The organism is Nocardioides sp. YIM 152588, from assembly GCF_040191335.1.
Lineage (GTDB): Bacteria > Actinomycetota > Actinomycetes > Propionibacteriales > Nocardioidaceae > Nocardioides.
Map to the genome: position 1 here is coordinate 46,491 of NZ_JBEGDJ010000007.1, position 16,380 is coordinate 62,870.

Below are 16,380 nucleotides of genomic sequence, written 5' to 3' on the forward strand. Positions count from 1 at the left end.
CGCGCTCGTCGCCCAGTAGCCTCCGACCCCATGACCCGCGTGCACGCGTTCGGCGACGACGCCCTGAGGGACGACGACACCGTCGGGCTGGTGGCCCGGCTCAAGGCCCGCAAGGTATCCCCGGGGGAGCTGGTGGAGGCGGCGATCGCCCGGCTGGAGAAGACCGACACCGAGCTCGGCGGCCTGGCCTACGCGGGCTTCGAGCAGGCCCGCCGGGAGGCCGTCACCCGGCGCGAGGGCTACTTCGCCGGCATCCCCACCCTGGTCAAGGACAACTGCGACGTGGCCGGCATGCCCACGCAGCACGGCACGGACGCGTTCACCGCCCGGCCGGCGGAGGCCGACGGCGACTTCGCCCGCACCTACCGCGCCACCGGGATGCTCGTGCTGGGCAAGTCCCAGCTCTCGGAGTTCGGCTTCAGCGCGGCCGCCGAGCACCCGCGGCTGGGGCCGGTCCGCAACCCGTGGGACACCGGCTACAGCGCCGGGGCCTCGTCGTCCGGCGCTGCCGCGTTCGTGGCCGCCGGCGCGGTGCCGATCGCCCACGCCAACGACGGGGGCGGCTCGATCCGGATCCCCGCGCACGCCTGCGGCCTCGTCGGTCTCAAGCCGACCCGCGGGCGGCTGCCCCAGGATGCGCTGCACCGGCAGATGCCGGTGAGGATCGTCGCCGACGGGGTGGTGACGCGCAGCGTGCGCGACACCGCCGCCTTCCTCCGCGAGTCCGAGAACCACTACCGCCGCCTCGACCTGCCCCCGATCGGGGACATCACCCGCCCCTCGCCGAAGCGGCTGCGCGTGGCGTTCCTCACCTCCGTCGCCGGACGCAGCGCGACGCCGGAGGTGCGCGAGCAGGTGCTGGCCACCGCGGCGCTGCTCGAGGACCTCGGGCACCACGTGACCGAGGTCCCCGAGGGGCAGGCGCCCGTCGCGTCGACCTTCCCCGACGACTTCCTCCTCTACTGGGGCTTCCTGGCGCTCGTCATCGTCCGCTCCGGGCGGTGGACGCTGGACCGCTCCTGGGACGCCTCGCGGTGCGACGACCTGACCCTCGGCCTGGCCCGGCACGCCGCCCGGCGGCTGCACCGGCTCCCGGCGGCCGTCGCGCGGCTGCGCGCCTCGGGACGCCGTACCCGCGCCTTCTTCGCAGGTCAGGACGTCGTGCTGACACCGACGGTGGCCGCGCCGACCCCGCGGATCGGGTACCTCGACCCGACCCAGGGCTACGAGACGGTGATCGAGCGGGTGCTGTCGTGGGTGGCGTTCACCCCGCTGCAGAACGCCACCGGGGACCCGTCGGTCTCGCTGCCGCTGGCCACCAGTGCGGAGGGGCTGCCGCAGGGCATGTGCTTCAGTGCCGCGCCGGGCGCCGAGGCGACGCTGCTGGGGCTCGCCTACGAGCTCGAGCAGGCCCGTCCGTGGGCGCGGATCCAGGACTGATCGACGTCCCTCGGGGCGGGAAAACGCAGGTCAGACCCGCCCCGCGGGGAAAGTGCCTCCTCGATTTCACCCTGCGGGGGCAGACCGGTATGGTTCTTCCTCGTTGCCCCTTTAGCTCAGTCGGCAGAGCGTCTCCATGGTAAGGAGAAGGTCTACGGTTCGATTCCGTAAAGGGGCTCTGAGAACGGGCGCCTCCGAGGCCACCACGCGGCAGCGGGGTCGCGGAGGCGCCCCACTCATGTGGCGGGATAGCTCAGACGGTTAGAGCGCACGACTCATAATCGTGAGGTCACGGGTTCGATCCCCGTTCCCGCTACCAAATCTCCGCACCATCTCCACCGACAAAGGACTTCCTGTGGCCAGCAAGAGCAGCGACGTTCGCCCGAAGATCACGCTCGCATGCGTGGACTGCAAGGAGCGCAACTACATCACCAAGAAGAACCGCCGCAACGACCCCGACCGGTTGGAGCTGGCGAAGTTCTGCCCGCGGTGCCGCAAGCACACCGCGCACCGCGAGACCCGCTGACGCACCCCGTCACCGGCTGACGCTTTCCGACGGCCCCGGTCCTCCCCACGTGGGAGGCCGGGGTTGTCGCGCTTTTCCGCCCGCCCGGGTTCGCGTCGTCACATGGATTCTGGCCCTCGACACGCCGGCGGGAGGGGCCAGAATCCATGTGACGACGGCCCCGGCCGCCCGAACCGATCCGGTCCCCGGCCCGCCGACCGCCTAGGGTGGGGAGCGTGCCGATCGACTCCACCCTGGTCGGGAAGTCCTTCCCGCCGACGCAGCCGTACACCGTGACCGCCGAAGCCGTGCAGGCCTTCGCCTCCGCCGTCGGGCTGCCCGAGGGGAGCGGCCCGATCCCACCCACGTTCCCGATCGTGGTGACCTTCCAGGCGATGCTGCAGTTCCTCGACGCCGAGCAGGTCGAGCTGAGCCGGATCGTCCACGGCGACCAGAAGTTCACCTACCACCGGCCGGTCCGCGTCGGCGACGTGCTGACCGCCACGATGGAGGTCGCCAAGCTCCGCCAGATCGGCGGCAACGACATCATCGGCACCACCAGCGAGATCACCGACGAGGCCGGGGAGCCGGTCTGCACCACGACGGCCACCCTCGTCCACCGTGGAGGTGCGGCATGAGCGCCCCGATCCTGACCGAGGGCGCCGCCCTCGAGCCCGTCGAGTACGACGTCACCCGCGCCGACCTGGTGGCCTACGCGGCCGCCAGCGGCGACCACAACCCGATCCACCAGGACGAGGCGATCGCGCTCGCGGTCGGCCTGCCCGGCGTGATCGCGCACGGCATGTACACGATGGCCCTCGTCGGCCGCGCGGTCGCGACCTGGACCGGCGACGCCGAGGTGGTCGAGCTCGGCTGCAAGTTCACCGCGCCCGTCGTGGTGCCCGCCGACGCCGCCGCCCGCGTCCGCGTCGCCGGCACGGTGAAGTCCGTCGCCGACGGCCTCGCCACCCTCGCGCTCGAGGTCACCAGCGGCGACGCCAAGGTGCTCGGGGCGCCCAAGGCCGTCGTCCGTGCCTGAGCGCTCCGTCTCCACCAGGCTGGCCGACCGCACCACCCTCCGCCTCGGCGGGCCCGCCGCCGGCCTGGTCCGGGCGGCCTCCGCCGACGAGATCGTCGCCGCGGTCGACGCGCTGGACGCGGCCGGCACCCCGCTGCTCGTCCTCGGCGGCGGCAGCAACCTGGTCGTCGCCGACGAGGGGTTCGCGGGGACCGTGGTCGCCCTCGGCGCGCCCGACCACGACGCCGTGACCGTCGCCGACGACGCCGATCGCGACGGCGTCGAGGTCACCGTCGCCGCCGGCGTCTGGTGGGACGACCTGGTCGCCCGCGCGGGGGCGGAGGGGTGGGTCGGCGTCGAGGCGCTCTCCGGCATCCCCGGCACCGTCGGCGCCACGCCGATCCAGAACGTCGGCGCCTACGGCCAGGACGTCGCCCAGAGGGTGCGCCGCGTGCGGGTCTGGGACCGCCGGCTGCGCGGGGTCCGGACCTTCGCCGGCGACGAGTGCGCCTTCGGCTACCGCACCTCCCGCTTCAAGCGCGACCGGTACGACGCCGTCGGCGGTCGCCACGTCGTCCTGGACGTGACGTTCGGCCTCGCCCGGGGCGACCTCTCCGCCCCCGTCGCCTACGCCGAGCTGGCCCGCACCCTCGGCGTCGAGGTGGGCGAGCGCGCGCCGCTGGCCGACGTCCGCGAGGCCGTGCTGGGCCTGCGCCGCGGCAAGGGCATGGTGCTGGACGCGGACGACCACGACACCTGGAGCGCCGGCTCCTTCTTCACCAACCCCGTGATCGACCCGGGGCTGGTGCCGGACGGGGCTCCGGCGTACCCGCAGCCGGACGGCTCGGTGAAGACCAGCGCCGCCTGGCTGATCGACCGCGCCGGCTTCGCCAAGGGCTACCCGGGCGACGGGCCGGTGACCCTCTCGACCAAGCACACGCTCGCGCTCACCAACCGGGGCGGCGCGAGCACCGCGGACCTGCTCGCGCTGGCCCGGGAGATCCGTGACGGCGTCGCGGACCGGTTCGGGATCGTGCTGGAGAACGAGCCGGTCACCGTCGGCTGCGCGCTCTGAGGCGGGGGTCGGGTCAGCGCGCCATCGCGTTCATGAGCTCGTCCGTCCCGGGGCCCTCGCCGTAGCCGAACAGGAGCAGGGCGACGAACGCGGCGACCGCCAGCACCACCAGCAGGAAGAGCGCGAGGCCCACGATCCCGGTGACCAGGCCGGCCATGGCCTCTCCGTCCCCGGACCAGCGCCCGGGCTCGCGGCGGATCTCGCGGCGAGCGCGGACGGCGTACCAGATCGCGAAGGCGCCGCACAGGCCGCCGGGGAACGTGATCAGGATGCTCAGGCCGATCACCACCGACACGATGCTGACGATGCCCAGCACCATCGCGGTGGTGGCCTTGGGATGGGTCGGCGGGGTCGGCCGGTAGCCCCACTGCGGAGGCGGGTAGCCGGGGTACGGCGGTGGCGGGCCGGGCTGGGTCATGCGGGGACCCTAGGCCGTGCCAGCCACAGGTCGATCTCCGCCTCGGCCGCGGCCCGCACGTCCGCGGGCGCCCGCGAGGCGCGCAGCGACATCCGGGCGAGCTCGGCCATGCTCGCGTCGGAGAGGTCGTGGGCGGCCCGCATCGTCGCGTACTGGCCGGCCAGCCGGGAGCCGAAGAGCAGCGGGTCGTCGGCGCCCAGCGCGACCGTCAGCCCGGCGTCGAGCAGCGTGGGCAGCGGCACCGAGGTGAGGTCGGTGTAGACGCCGAGGGCGACGTTGGAGACGGGGCAGACCTCGAGCGCGACCCCCGCCTCGGCCAGCCGGTCCAGCAGCGCCGGATCCTCCGCGGCCCGTACGCCGTGGCCGAGCCGCTGCGCGCCCAGGTAGTCCAGGCAGGTGCGGATGTGGGCCGGTCCGCGCAGCTCGCCGCCGTGCGGGGTCAGCAGCAGGCCGGCGCGCTCGGCGATCGAGAACGCCCCGGCGAACTCCTCGGTGCGGCCGCGCCGCTCGTCGTTGGAGAGCCCGAACCCGACCACGCCGCGGTCGACGTACTGCGCCGCCAGCCGGGCCAGCGTGCGCGCGTCGAGGGGGTGCCGGGTCCGGTTGGCGGCGATCACCACCGCGATCGGCAGCCCGGTCAGTGCGGTGGCCTCCCGGGTCGCGTCGAGGACGAGGTCGGTGAACGCCGTGATCCCGCCGAACCGGGCGCCGTACCCGCTGGGGTCGACCTGGATCTCCAGCCAGCGGCTGCCGTCGGCGACGTCGTCCTCGGCAGCCTCGCGGACCAGGCGGCGCACGTCCTCCTCGGTCCGCAGCACCGAGCGGGCCACGTCGTAGAGGCGCTGGAAGCGGAACCAGCCCTTCTCGTCGGCGGCGGAGAGCCGGGGCGGCCACTGGGAGACCAGGAGGTCGGGCAGCACGATCCCGTCGCGCTCGGCGAGCTCCAGGAGGGTCGCGTGGCGCATGGAGCCGGTGAAGTGCAGGTGCAGGTGTGCCTTGGGCAGTCGACGCAGGTCCCGCGGTTCAGTCATGGTCGCCTCATCCTAGGAGGCGGCCGGGTGTGCCGGGGCGGTGCGGCTCGCCACGGCGGGACCCTCGGATTGGTGGCCGTTGCCCGGTGTGCGTAGACTCCACCCCTGGTGGCTCTCCCACATGATGAGTCGCGCCCCGTGAATGGGCGTGGAGCATCGGGCGAGTCGATCGGAGGGCACTAGCTCAACTGGCAGAGCATCGGTCTCCAAAACCGAAGGTTGGGGGTTCAAGTCCCTCGTGCCCTGCAGAACTGACAATGGACGCAAAGCGACGACGAGTCGCGACGCAACGAGAGGGTGAGAAGCGTGGCGGACACGCCTGCGGTCCACGGTCAGAGGAATGACCGGGGTGGCGACAACGCCCCGAAGCGGACCGGGCCGGTGACCTTCTACCGCCAGGTCGTCGCGGAGCTGCGCAAGGTCGTCTACCCGAGCCGCGACCAGCTGGTCACCTACTTCTTCGTCGTCATGGTCTTCGTCGTCGTGATGATCGCGCTCGTCTCGCTGCTCGACCTCGGTCTGGGCAAGCTGGCGTTCGAGATCTTCACCGGCGCCGACGACATCTGATCGGCCAGGCTGAGCAGCAGCGTCATGACCTTTTCCCGCAAGTGATGGAGCAACACGTGTCGGACCAGTACGACCCGGAAATCGACGGCGAGGACGCCGTCACCGTGGAGTCGGGCGCCGAGGACGTCACCGAGGCTGACCTCGAGGTCGACGCCGAGGACACCGCCGTCGACGCTGCCGAGGAGACCGACGAGGTCGCCGAGGAGACCGACGAGGACCCGCTGGAGGCGTTCCGCCGCGAGCTGTGGCTCAAGCCCGGCGAGTGGTTCGTGGTGCACACCTACTCCGGCATGGAGAACCGGGTCAAGCAGAACCTGGAGAACCGGATCCACTCCCTCAACATGGAGGACTACATCCACGAGATCGTGGTCCCCACCGAGGAGGTCGCCGAGATCAAGAACGGCCAGCGCAAGATGGTCAAGCGCACCGTTCTCCCCGGCTACGTGCTGGTCCGGATGGACCTCACCGACGAGTCCTGGGCCGCCGTGCGGCACACGCCGTCGGTCACCGGCTTCGTCGGCCACAGCCACCAGCCGGTGCCGCTGAGCATGGACGAGGTCGAGAAGATGCTCGCGCCGGCCGTGGTCAGCGCCGCGGTCGCCGAGACCGAGGCCGCCGCCGCGTCCACGGGTGGCACCGCCGCCCCGGCCGCGAAGAAGCCGATCGAGGTCGCCGACTTCGCGGTGGGCGACTCCGTGATGGTGGTCGACGGCCCGTTCGCGACGCTGCACGCGACCATCACCGAGATCAACGCCGAGGCCCAGCGGGTCAAGGCGCTGGTGGAGATCTTCGGCCGCGAGACCCCGGTGGAGCTCAGTTTCAACCAGGTCCAGCGCGTCTGAGACCCACGCAGGTACGTCATCGGACGGGCCGGCTCCCCTCGTGGGAGCCGGCCCGGTCCCGTTCCCGGCACGTGCGGATTCGCCGTACCGGGGGGTGACGGGGAAGAATGTCGGGGTTGGCCCGCCCGCGCGGGACGACCCCGGTGGCAGAGGACGCCGTACGTCCTCGTCATGACCACGAGAAGAAAGAGAACTGAGCATGCCTCCGAAGAAGAAGATCGCCGCACTCGTCAAGGTGCAGCTCCAGGCCGGTGCCGCGAGCCCGGCTCCGCCGGTCGGTACCGCCCTCGGTCCGCACGGCGTGAACATCATGGACTTCTGCAAGGCGTACAACGCCCAGACCGAGTCCATGCGCGGCAACGTGATCCCGGTCGAGATCACCATCTACGAAGACCGCAGCTTCACCTTCATCACCAAGACCCCGCCGGCCGCTGAGCTGATCAAGAAGGCCGCCGGTCTGAAGAAGGGCTCGGGCGTCCCGCACAAGGAGAAGGTCGGCAAGCTGACCAAGGACCAGGTGCGCGAGATCGCCAACACCAAGATGCCCGACCTCAACGCGAACGACATCGACGCCGCCATGAAGATCGTGGAGGGCACCGCCCGCTCCATGGGCGTCACCGTCGAGGCCTGACCCACTGTGGGAGAGCCGCGCTGGCTCGCTAACCACATCTCCTGAACAAACCGAAGGAAGACTCATGCAGCGCAGCAAGACCTACCGCGCGGCGGCCGAGCAGTTCGACAAGGACGAGCTCTACGCCCCGCTGGCCGCGATCAAGATCGCGAAGACCACCAGCAAGAAGAAGTTCGACGAGACCGTTGACGTCGTCATGCGTCTCGGCGTCGACCCCCGCAAGGCGGACCAGATGGTGCGCGGCACCGTCAACCTGCCGCACGGCACCGGCAAGACCGCCCGCGTCCTCGTGTTCGCCGTGGCGGACAAGGCCGAGGCCGCCCGCGCCGCCGGTGCGGACGAGGTCGGTGGCGACGAGCTGATCGAGAAGGTCGCCGGCGGCTACCTCGACTTCGACGCCGTGGTCGCGACCCCGGACCTGATGGGCAAGGTCGGCCGCCTCGGCCGCGTGCTCGGTCCCCGTGGCCTCATGCCGAACCCGAAGACCGGCACCGTCACCCCGGACCCGGCCAAGGCCGTCACCGACATCAAGGGTGGAAAGATCGAGTTCCGGGTCGACCGGCACGCGAACCTCCACTTCATCATCGGCAAGGCGTCCTTCTCCGAGGCCCAGCTTGCCGAGAACTACGCGGCCGCCCTCGAGGAGGTGCTGCGGCTCAAGCCGTCCAGCTCCAAGGGCCGCTACCTGAAGAAGGTCACCGTCTCCACGACCATGGGCCCCGGCGTCCAGGTCGACCCCAACCGCATCAAGAACGTCGCGGTCGAGGACGAGGCGACTGCCTGATCCAGGCATCCCGCACGACGAAGGCCCCGGTCACCCTCTGTGGTGGCCGGGGCCCGTCTGTTTGAACCACGACTGCCGAGTTGGGGGTTACCGACCTCCGAGTTGAGAGTTAGCGACACGGCCGTGTCGCTCGGCCCCAACTCGGAGGTCGGTAACGCCCAACTCGGCAGTCGGTAACCCCCAACTCGGCGATCGGGGGTCAGGCGGTCAGCTTCTCCAGCGCCGCCAGCTCCACGCACACGGCCACGCCGGCCATCGCGGTCTCCACCTCCGCCAGCGACGGGTACGTCGGAGCCAGGCGGATGTTGCGGTCGTCGGGGTCGTTCCCGTGCGGGAACGCCGAGCCGGCGGGCGTCAGGGCGATGCCGGCCTCCTTGGCCAGGGCGACGGTGCGCGCGGCGGTGCCGTCCATGACGTTGAGGTCCACGAAGTAGCCACCCACCGGGTCGCTCCAGGTGGCGATCCCGAGGCCGCCCAGCCGCGCGCCGAGCGCCTCCTGGACCGCGGCGAACTTCGGGGCGATGAGGTCGCGGTGCTTGCGCATGTGGGCGCGGACCCCGTCGGCGTCGCCGAAGAACTCGACGTGGCGCAGCTGGTTGACCTTGTCGGGGCCGATGGCGGCGAAGCCGAGCCGCTTTAGGTACCAGGCGCGGTTCTCCGCCGAGGTCGCGAGGCAGGCGACGCCGGCGCCGGCGAAGGTGATCTTCGAGGTCGAGGCGAACATGATGACCCGGTTGGGGTGGCCCGAGACCGCGGCCAGCCCGAGTGCGTCGGCGCTCTTGGTCTCCACCTCGGTGAGGTGGTGCACGGCGTAGGCGTTGTCCCACAGGATCCGGAAGTCCGGGGCGGCGGTCGGCATCGCCATCAGCTCGGCGGCGACCTCGGCGGAGCAGACGGAGCCGGTCGGGTTCGCGTAGGTCGGCACCAGCCACATGCCCTTGATGCTCGGGTCGTCGGCGACCAGGGCCTTGACCGCGGCGACGTCGGGGCCGTCCTCGCGCATCGGCACGGTGACCATCTCGATGCCGAGCTCGGCGAGCATCGTGAAGTGCCGGTCGTAGCCGGGCACCGGGCAGACGAACTTCACGACCGGCTCCTGCGACCAGGGGCGCGGGGAGTCGGGGCCGCCGGCCAGCAGCATCCAGGTGACGACCTGGTACATCATCGTGAGGCTCGAGTTCCCGCCCACGACCACCTGGTCGGCGTCGACCCCGAGCAGGTCGGCGAAGAGCTCGCGCATCTCCGGGAGCCCGTCGAGGCCGCCGTAGTTGCGCACGTCGCCGCCGGCGCGGTCGGTGGTGCCGGTGGGCAGGCGCAGCAGGCCGTCGGAGAGGTCGAGCTGGTCGCTGCCGGGCTTGCCCCGGGTCAGGTCCAGCTTCAGGCCGCGCTCGACGAGCGCTGCGTAGTCGGCGCGGGCGGTCTCCAGGCGGGCCGCCAGCTGCTCGGTGGACAGTTCGGTCAACGGCGTCGTCGGCGCGGAGGAGGTCACAGGGCCATCGTGCCAAGTTCCCGGGCATCGCGCGTCCCCGGGTCTGCCCCGCGGACCGCGGCGTCGACCGGGGTGGGGCGTCGCGGATTTGGTGGTGCTGCTACGGACACGTAGTCTGATGTCCGTAACCAGAGACCGCTGGTCGTCGGTAGTTCCCCGAACCTCCGACTGAAGGTCCCACGAGGTGGGCGACCCGCGCAGGATGCAGAGCATGCTTCGGTGCCGTGAGGTGCCGGATTCCACGCCCTGGGCCTGCGCCCGGGGCGTTCGTCTTTCCCGGGGCCGGCGAGGCCGGCGATCTCATCCGAATCCGGAAGGAGACCCATGGCGCGGGCAGACAAGCAGGCCGCCGTCGCGGAGATCACTGAGGCTTTCAGTGACGCCGCTGGCGCTGTGCTGACCGAGTACCGCGGTCTCACCGTGAAGGACCTGCGGGATCTCCGCCGGTCCCTCGGCGAGAACGCCAACTACGCCGTGGTCAAGAACACGCTGGCCAAGATCGCCGCCAAGGAGGCGGGCATCGACGGCTTCGACGACCTGCTCACCGGCCCGACCGCGATCGCCTTCATCACGGGCGACGTCGTCGAGGCGGCGAAGGGTCTGCGTGACTTTGCCAAGGCGAACCCCACCCTCGTGATCAAGGGTGGCGTTCTGGACGGCAACATCCTCGACGCGAAGGAGATCGCCAAGCTGGCCGATCTCGAGTCGCGCGAGGTCCTGCTGGGCAAGATGGCGGGCGCGATGCTCGCCTCGCTCAGCCAGGCCGTCTACCTCCTCAACGCCCCGCTCGCCCAGGCTGCCCGGCTCGCCGGCGCCCTGGAGGCGAAGGCCCAGGAGGACCCCTCGATCCTCGCAGGTGGTGCCGGTGCTCCGGCCGCCGCAGAGGACACCCCGGCTGCCGACGAGGCCGCCGAGTCCACTGACGCCTGATCCCAGGCCGACGTACCACACCACCTGAAACCCCGGTCCGGGCGGACTGACCGCCCGGGCCACAAGCAAGAAGGAGACGCCACCATGGCGAAGCTCACCACCGACGAGCTCCTCGACGCGTTCAAGGAGATGACCCTCATCGAGCTCTCCGAGTTCGTGAAGCAGTTCGAGGAGACCTTCGGCGTCACCGCGGCCGCCCCGGTCGCCGTGGCCGCCGCCCCGGCCGCCGGCGGTGCCGGCGAGGCCGCCGAGGAGGCCGCTCAGGACGAGTTCGACGTCATCCTCGAGGCCGCTGGTGACAAGAAGATCAACGTCATCAAGGAGGTCCGCGCGCTGACCTCCCTCGGCCTGAAGGAGGCGAAGGACCTCGTCGAGGGCGCCCCGAAGCCGATCCTCGAGAAGGTCAGCAAGGACGCCGCGGACAAGGCGAAGGAGGCCCTCGAGGCCGCCGGCGCCTCCGTCACCCTCAAGTGACCTCGCGCCCGGTCTGCCGGGCAGCGTGAACGCCCATCGGGCCGCCAGGAGTTCTCTCCTGGCGGCCCGATGCGTTTTTGTACGGCGGGGGCCGACCGGCCGTGGCGCCCCGTCTGCAACTACGTGACGCGCGCCACGGATTCGCCGTAACCTGCCCGCCGGGCCCGCGTTGTACTCCTCAGTAAGGGTGTCGCCGGGCTCGCTTGCTGCGCTGGGGGGCGCCCGGTCGTAGGGGAGTAGCGAGGAGAGGGACACGAGATGGGTGTGGAGATCGCGGTCGACGGCCTGACCAAGTCGTTCGGCAAGCAGCTGATCTGGGCCGACGTGAGCCTCACCGTCCCCGCCGGCGAGATCTGCGTGATGCTCGGCCCCTCCGGCACCGGCAAGTCCGTCTTCCTCAAGGCGCTGATCGGGCTGATCAAGCCCGACCGCGGCTCGATCGTCATCGAGGGCACCGACATCGCCTCCTGCTCGGAGAATGACCTCTACGAGATCCGCAAGCTGTTCGGCGTGCTGTTCCAGGACGGCGCGATGTTCGGCTCGATGAACCTCTACGACAACGTCGCCTTCCCGCTGCGCGAGCACACCAAGAAGTCCGAGTCCGAGATCCGCGACATCGTCATGGAGAAGATGGACCTGGTCGGCCTGCTCGGCGCCGAGGACAAGCTGCCGGGCGAGATCTCCGGCGGCATGCGCAAGCGCGCCGGCCTGGCGCGCGCGCTGGTGCTGGACCCCGAGATCGTGCTCTTCGACGAGCCCGACTCCGGCCTGGACCCGGTCCGCACCGCGTTCCTCAACCAGCTGATCGTCGACCTGAACGCGCAGATCGACGCGACGTTCCTGATCGTCACCCACGACATCAACACCGCGCGCACCGTGCCGGACAACCTGGGCCTGCTCTACCACAAGCATCTGGCGATGTTCGGCCACCGCGAGATGCTGCTGAGCTCGGAGGAGCCGGTGGTCCGGCAGTTCCTCAACGCCCAGCGGGTCGGCCCGATCGGCATGTCCGAGGAGAAGGACGCCGACGAGCTGCTGGCGGAGAAGGACATGGACCTCCCGCCGTTGCCGCCGATCGCGCTGCAGCTGGAGCCGTCCAACGGCATCCCGCGCCGCGGCCAGCGCCCGCCGGGCGAGTGGTGCCGTGACAACGGCATCTCCCCGCCGCCGGGGTCCTTCACCCCCGAAGCCGCACTGAGCTGAGCGGCCCTTGTCCTCGACCACGGCAAAGGTGCTCGCTCCGGTCGGGATCGCTGGCAATCTCTTCGCCTTCGGCCTCGACGTGGTGCGCGGCCTCTTCAGGCGTCCGTTCCAGCTCCGCGAGTTCATCCAGCAGGCCTGGTTCATCGCCTCGGTGACGATCGTCCCCACGGCGCTGGTGGCGATCCCGTTCGGTGCGGTGATCTCGCTTCAGGTCGGCGGCCTGATCAAGCAGTTCAGCGCGCAGTCGTTCACCGGCTCCGCGTCGGTGCTCGCGGTGATCCAGCAGGCCGGTCCGATCGCGACCGCGCTGCTGATCGCGGGCGCCGGCGGGTCCGCGATCGCCGCCGACCTCGGCGCCCGGAAGATCCGCGAGGAGCTGGACGCCCTGATGGTGCTCGGCATCGACCCGATCCAGCGCTTGGTGGTGCCGCGCGTGCTCGCCTGCATGCTGGTCGCGGTTTTCCTCAACGGCATGGTCAGCGTGGTCGGCGTGGCCGGCGGCTACGTCTTCAACGTGATGCTGCAGGACGGCACGCCGGGCTCCTACCTGGCCAGCTTCGCCGCGCTGGCCCAGCTGCCCGATGTGTGGATCGGGATGATCAAGGCGCTGATCTTCGGGCTCATCGCCGCGATCGTCGCCGCCTACAAGGGCATGAACGCCGCCGGCGGGCCGAAGGGCGTCGGCGACGCGGTCAACGAGTCCGTCGTGATCACCTTCCTGCTGCTCTTCCTCGTCAACTTCGTCCTGAGCGCGATCTACCTCCAGGTCGTGCCACCGAAGGGCGGGTGACCCGATGGCGAACGTGAAGGCGATCTACCAGCGGCCGCTCCGGGGGCTCGACACGCTCGGCAACGAGCTGGCGTTCTACCTGCGGGTGCTGATCAGCCTGCCCCGGTCGGCGATGCGGTTCCCGCACGAGGTGATGCGGCTGCTGGCCGAGTCGACCCTGGGCACCGGCGCCCTCGCGGTCATCGGCGGCACCGTCGGCGTCATCGTCGGGATGACCTTCTTCACCGGTGCCCAGGTCGGGCTGTCGGGGTACGCCGCGCTGGACCAGCTCGGCACCTCCGCGTTCGCCGGCTTCGTCTCCGCCTACTTCAACACCCGCGAGATCGCGCCGCTGGTCGCCGGCATCGCGCTGGCCGCGACGGTCGGCTGCGGCTTCACCGCCCAGCTCGGCGCGATGCGGATCTCGGAGGAGGTCGACGCGCTCGAGGTGATGGCGATCCCCTCGATGCAGTACCTGGTCGGCACGCGCGTGGTCGGCGGCCTGATCGCGATCATCCCGCTCTACGTGGTCGGCCTGCTGGCGTCGTACCTGGCCAGCTGGCTGGTGGTGACGCAGGTCTACGGCCAGTCGTCGGGCACCTACGGCCACTACTTCTACGCGTTCCTGTCACCGGAGGACGTGCTCTGGTCGTTCGCCAAGGTGCTCGTCTTCTCGGTGATCGTGATCCTGATCCACTGCTACCACGGCTTCACCGCCTCGGGCGGGCCGGCGGGCGTGGGCGTCGCGGTGGGTCGCGCGGTCCGCACCAGCATCGTCGCCATCAACGTCGTCGACCTGCTGCTCTCGATGGCCATCTGGGGGGCCTCCACGACCGTCCGGCTGGCCGGGTGAGCCGATGACGGACAGGTTGCTCGCGATGCCGAGGGTGCTCGGCGTCGTCTTCATCGCGCTGATGCTCGCGGCGGTCTACCTGACCTACGCGGCGTTCACGAAGAAGTTCGCCGACTACGAGGAGGTCACCCTGCGCACCTCCACGATCGGGCTGCAGCTCGGCGACCGGGCCGACGTGAAGATCCGCGGCGTGATCGTCGGCGAGGTGCTCGGCACCAGCGCGGGCGGCCCCGACGGCGCCGAGGTGACGCTCGGCCTCTACCCGGACCAGGCCGACGTGGTGCCCGCCAACGTCACCGGCGCGATCGTCCCCAAGACCCTCTTCGGCGAGAAGTACGTCGCGCTGATCATCCCGGACTCCGGCCCCTCGGGCACCATCGCGGCCGGCGCGGTGATCGACCGCACCGAGGTCAGCACCGAGGTCGAGGAGGTCCTCGCCGACTTCTACCCGCTGCTGCGGGCCGTCCGTCCGGCCGACCTCAACGCCACCCTCTCCGCGATCTCCACCGCGCTCGAGGGCCGCGGGGAGCAGCTCGGCGAGAGCATGGAGACGCTCGACGCCTACCTGAAGAAGATCAACCCGGAGATCCCGGCGCTGCTCGAGGACGTCCGGCTGACCGCCCGGGTCTCCGACACCTACGCCGACATCCTCCCCGACGTCGCGCAGATCCTCGAGGACACGGTGCGGACCACCGGCACCCTGGAGGCCAAGGAGACCGCCCTCAACCAGGTGCTCCGCGACGTCCGCTCCTTCGCCGACACCGCGCGGGTCTTCCTGGCCGAGAACGAGCAGACCCTGGTCGACCTGACGGACCTGACGTCGCAGCAGACCCGGGTGCTGGCCCGCTACTCGCCGCTGCTGCGCTGCCTGCCCCAGGGCATCGACGTGGTGCAGAGCCGGCTGGGCGAGGCGTTCCGCGGCTTCGAGCTGCACATCATCCTCGAGCTGCTGCCGAACCAGCCGCGCGAGTACGACGAGGGCGACCGCCCGCACTTCGGCGCCGACAACCCGCCCGACTGCCTCGGCCTGCCGTCCCCGGTCGGCTCCCAGGCGAACCCGTTCGACGACTTCCCGAACTTCGACGACGGCGTGGACCGGCCGACCGGCAAGGGCACGATCCGCGTCGCGCCCGGCTTCGCCGACGCCGGCGGCACGACCGGCTTCAGCGGCGACCCGACCGACCTGGGCCTGCTGCGCGACTTCCTCGACACCTCCTACGACGGCGCGGGCGACCTCGACCTGCTGCTCGCCGCCCCCACGCTGGCCGCGGGCGGCTCCACCGGCGGCCCGGCGGGCACGGGGGGTGAGCGGTGATGGCGCGCCTGGACAAGCGCACCTCCGGCGACCTGGTCCGGCTGCTGGTCTTCGTGGTCGTCACCGGGCTGGCCACCAGCGTCCTGGTGGCCACGATCGGCAACCTCTCCTTCGGCAGCACCACCGAGTACCGCGCCGTCTTCACCGACGCCACCGGCGTGGTGAAGGGCGACGACCTGCGGATGGCCGGGGTGCGGGTCGGCACGGTCGAGGGCGTCGCCCTCGGCGAGGAGAACCGTGCGGTCGTCACCTTCTCGGTGGACCAGGACCTGCGCCTCGACGACGCCACCCACGCCACCATCCGCTACCGCAACCTGCTCGGGCAGCGCTACATCGCGCTCACCCAGGACGGCACCTCGGACCGCGCGCTGGCCGAGGGCCAGGCGATCCCGATCCAGCGGACCCAGCCGTCGGTCGACCTGACCGTGCTGTTCAACGGTTTCAAGCCGCTGTTCCAGGCGCTCTCGCCCGACGACATCAACCAGCTCTCCGCCGAGATCATCCAGGTCTTCCAGGGCGAGGGCGGCACGGTGGAGAGCCTGCTGGCCAGCACCGCGTCGCTGACCCAGACGCTCGCCGACCGGGACCAGGTGATCGGCGACCTGCTCGACAACCTCGACTACGTGCTCGACCACGTCGCCGACCGCGACCGCGAGCTGACCCGCCTGATCGGCAGCTTCCGGACCCTCGTCGGCGGACTCAAGGACGATCGCCGGGCGATCCTCTCCTCCCTCGACAGCATCTCCGCGCTGGCGGTGCAGACGGCGTCGCTGGCCGACGACATCCACGAGCCGCTGGTCGCCGACGTCGCGCAGCTGCGCAAGGTCGCCGGCAACCTCGACCGCGGCCGCGCGGAGATCGACCGGACGCTCCAGGTGCTGCCGATCAAGCTGAACAAGATCGGCCGCACCGCCACCTACGGCTCCTGGTTCAACTTCTACCTCTGCCACCTGGTCATCACCCTCCGCAGCGACGACTCGGTCCTGGCCCGACCGGTCATCGACGTGGGGGCCGAGCGGTGCTCGTTGGGGTGAGG

Annotated in this window: 19 protein-coding genes and 3 tRNA genes; 19 read left to right on the forward strand and 3 right to left on the reverse strand. The window is 71.0% G+C overall.

All coding sequences use genetic code 11. The features are described from left to right. Positions 1 to 30: 30 nt before the first annotated feature. The 7 genes from ABLM29_RS05745 (at position 31) to ABLM29_RS05775 (ending at position 4,038) form a co-directional block, all read left to right on the forward strand. A complete protein-coding gene (locus tag ABLM29_RS05745; protein WP_349713001.1) occupies positions 31 to 1,440 on the forward strand; it encodes an amidase in 1,410 nt (469 codons plus the stop codon). A 105-nt stretch (positions 1,441 to 1,545) separates the two neighbouring features. Then, a tRNA-Thr gene (locus tag ABLM29_RS05750) sits at positions 1,546 to 1,618 on the forward strand. Between the two features lie 64 nt (positions 1,619 to 1,682). Continuing rightward, positions 1,683 to 1,759 (forward strand) — tRNA-Met (locus ABLM29_RS05755). A 36-nt stretch (positions 1,760 to 1,795) separates the two neighbouring features. Continuing rightward, complete coding sequence (gene rpmG, locus ABLM29_RS05760; protein ID WP_121804265.1) at positions 1,796 to 1,966, forward strand: 50S ribosomal protein L33; 171 nt, start codon at positions 1,796 to 1,798, stop codon at positions 1,964 to 1,966. A 215-nt stretch (positions 1,967 to 2,181) separates the two neighbouring features. After that, a complete protein-coding gene (locus tag ABLM29_RS05765) occupies positions 2,182 to 2,583 on the forward strand; it encodes an FAS1-like dehydratase domain-containing protein (RefSeq protein WP_349713002.1) in 402 nt (133 codons plus the stop codon). Beyond that, positions 2,580 to 2,984 carry a MaoC/PaaZ C-terminal domain-containing protein gene (locus ABLM29_RS05770; RefSeq protein ID WP_349713003.1) on the forward strand — a complete coding sequence of 135 codons (405 nt, stop codon included), beginning with the start codon at positions 2,580 to 2,582 and terminating at the stop codon, positions 2,982 to 2,984. The genes ABLM29_RS05765 and ABLM29_RS05770 overlap by 4 nt, the downstream gene beginning before the upstream one ends. Next, positions 2,977 to 4,038, forward strand: a complete 1,062-nt coding sequence (locus ABLM29_RS05775) for a UDP-N-acetylmuramate dehydrogenase (protein ID WP_349713004.1) — start codon at positions 2,977 to 2,979, stop codon at positions 4,036 to 4,038. The genes ABLM29_RS05770 and ABLM29_RS05775 overlap by 8 nt, the downstream gene beginning before the upstream one ends. A 13-nt stretch (positions 4,039 to 4,051) precedes the next feature. Here the strand turns inward: ABLM29_RS05775 and ABLM29_RS05780 are convergent, their stop codons facing one another. After that, on the reverse strand, positions 4,052 to 4,456 hold the full coding sequence (locus ABLM29_RS05780; RefSeq protein ID WP_349713005.1) for a DUF4190 domain-containing protein: 405 nt from the start codon (positions 4,454 to 4,456) through the stop codon (positions 4,052 to 4,054). After that, positions 4,453 to 5,487 carry an adenosine deaminase gene (locus ABLM29_RS05785; protein ID WP_349713006.1) on the reverse strand — a complete coding sequence of 345 codons (1,035 nt, stop codon included), beginning with the start codon at positions 5,485 to 5,487 and terminating at the stop codon, positions 4,453 to 4,455. Before ABLM29_RS05785 ends, ABLM29_RS05780 begins: the two co-directional genes overlap by 4 nt. A gap of 173 nt (positions 5,488 to 5,660) precedes the next feature. On the opposite strand from ABLM29_RS05785, the gene ABLM29_RS05790 reads away from it, so the two are divergent. The 5 genes from ABLM29_RS05790 to rplA all read left to right on the forward strand — a co-directional run bounded on the left by ABLM29_RS05790 (position 5,661) and on the right by rplA (position 8,311). Then, a tRNA-Trp gene (locus ABLM29_RS05790) sits at positions 5,661 to 5,733 on the forward strand. Between the two features lie 60 nt (positions 5,734 to 5,793). Next, the gene (gene secE / locus ABLM29_RS05795) at positions 5,794 to 6,054 is read left to right on the forward strand and encodes a preprotein translocase subunit SecE (protein ID WP_349713007.1); all 261 of its coding nucleotides are present in this window, start codon (positions 5,794 to 5,796) and stop codon (positions 6,052 to 6,054) included. 56 nt (positions 6,055 to 6,110) lie between these two features. Beyond that, complete coding sequence (nusG, locus tag ABLM29_RS05800; protein ID WP_349713008.1) at positions 6,111 to 6,896, forward strand: transcription termination/antitermination protein NusG; 786 nt, start codon at positions 6,111 to 6,113, stop codon at positions 6,894 to 6,896. Positions 6,897 to 7,095: 199 nt separating this feature from the next. After that, a complete protein-coding gene (gene rplK / locus ABLM29_RS05805) occupies positions 7,096 to 7,527 on the forward strand; it encodes a 50S ribosomal protein L11 (RefSeq protein ID WP_349713009.1) in 432 nt (143 codons plus the stop codon). A 64-nt stretch (positions 7,528 to 7,591) separates the two neighbouring features. Continuing rightward, positions 7,592 to 8,311, forward strand: coding sequence for a 50S ribosomal protein L1 (gene rplA / locus ABLM29_RS05810; RefSeq protein WP_349713010.1), 720 nt, complete (start codon positions 7,592 to 7,594; stop codon positions 8,309 to 8,311). Positions 8,312 to 8,510: 199 nt separating this feature from the next. On the opposite strand, the gene ABLM29_RS05815 is transcribed toward rplA, so the two are convergent. Next, positions 8,511 to 9,800: an aspartate aminotransferase type Ic gene (locus ABLM29_RS05815; RefSeq protein ID WP_349713014.1), complete on the reverse strand. Its 1,290-nt coding sequence runs from the start codon at positions 9,798 to 9,800 to the stop codon at positions 8,511 to 8,513. A 324-nt stretch (positions 9,801 to 10,124) separates the two neighbouring features. Here ABLM29_RS05815 and rplJ point away from each other — a divergent pair, with 324 nt between their 5' ends. The 7 genes from rplJ (at position 10,125) to ABLM29_RS05850 (ending at position 16,378) form a co-directional block, all read left to right on the forward strand. Then, positions 10,125 to 10,730: a 50S ribosomal protein L10 gene (gene rplJ / locus ABLM29_RS05820; RefSeq protein ID WP_349713015.1), complete on the forward strand. Its 606-nt coding sequence runs from the start codon at positions 10,125 to 10,127 to the stop codon at positions 10,728 to 10,730. An 84-nt stretch (positions 10,731 to 10,814) separates the two neighbouring features. Beyond that, entirely contained in the window at positions 10,815 to 11,204 is a 390-nt protein-coding gene (rplL, locus tag ABLM29_RS05825; RefSeq protein WP_349713017.1) for a 50S ribosomal protein L7/L12, read from the forward strand. A gap of 258 nt (positions 11,205 to 11,462) precedes the next feature. Continuing rightward, positions 11,463 to 12,407, forward strand: a complete 945-nt coding sequence (locus ABLM29_RS05830; RefSeq protein ID WP_349713018.1) for an ABC transporter ATP-binding protein — start codon at positions 11,463 to 11,465, stop codon at positions 12,405 to 12,407. 28 nt (positions 12,408 to 12,435) lie between these two features. Continuing rightward, positions 12,436 to 13,197 carry an MlaE family ABC transporter permease gene (locus ABLM29_RS05835; RefSeq protein ID WP_502889176.1) on the forward strand — a complete coding sequence of 254 codons (762 nt, stop codon included), beginning with the start codon at positions 12,436 to 12,438 and terminating at the stop codon, positions 13,195 to 13,197. 4 nt (positions 13,198 to 13,201) lie between these two features. Beyond that, the gene (locus ABLM29_RS05840; RefSeq protein ID WP_349713021.1) at positions 13,202 to 14,029 is read left to right on the forward strand and encodes an MlaE family ABC transporter permease; all 828 of its coding nucleotides are present in this window, start codon (positions 13,202 to 13,204) and stop codon (positions 14,027 to 14,029) included. 4 nt (positions 14,030 to 14,033) lie between these two features. Further along, positions 14,034 to 15,344, forward strand: coding sequence for an MCE family protein (locus ABLM29_RS05845; RefSeq protein WP_349713022.1), 1,311 nt, complete (start codon positions 14,034 to 14,036; stop codon positions 15,342 to 15,344). Then, positions 15,344 to 16,378 (forward strand): MCE family protein, encoded by a 1,035-nt coding sequence (locus ABLM29_RS05850; protein WP_349713023.1) that lies wholly within the window; start codon positions 15,344 to 15,346, stop codon positions 16,376 to 16,378. The genes ABLM29_RS05845 and ABLM29_RS05850 overlap by 1 nt, the downstream gene beginning before the upstream one ends. Positions 16,379 to 16,380 lie beyond the last annotated feature (2 nt).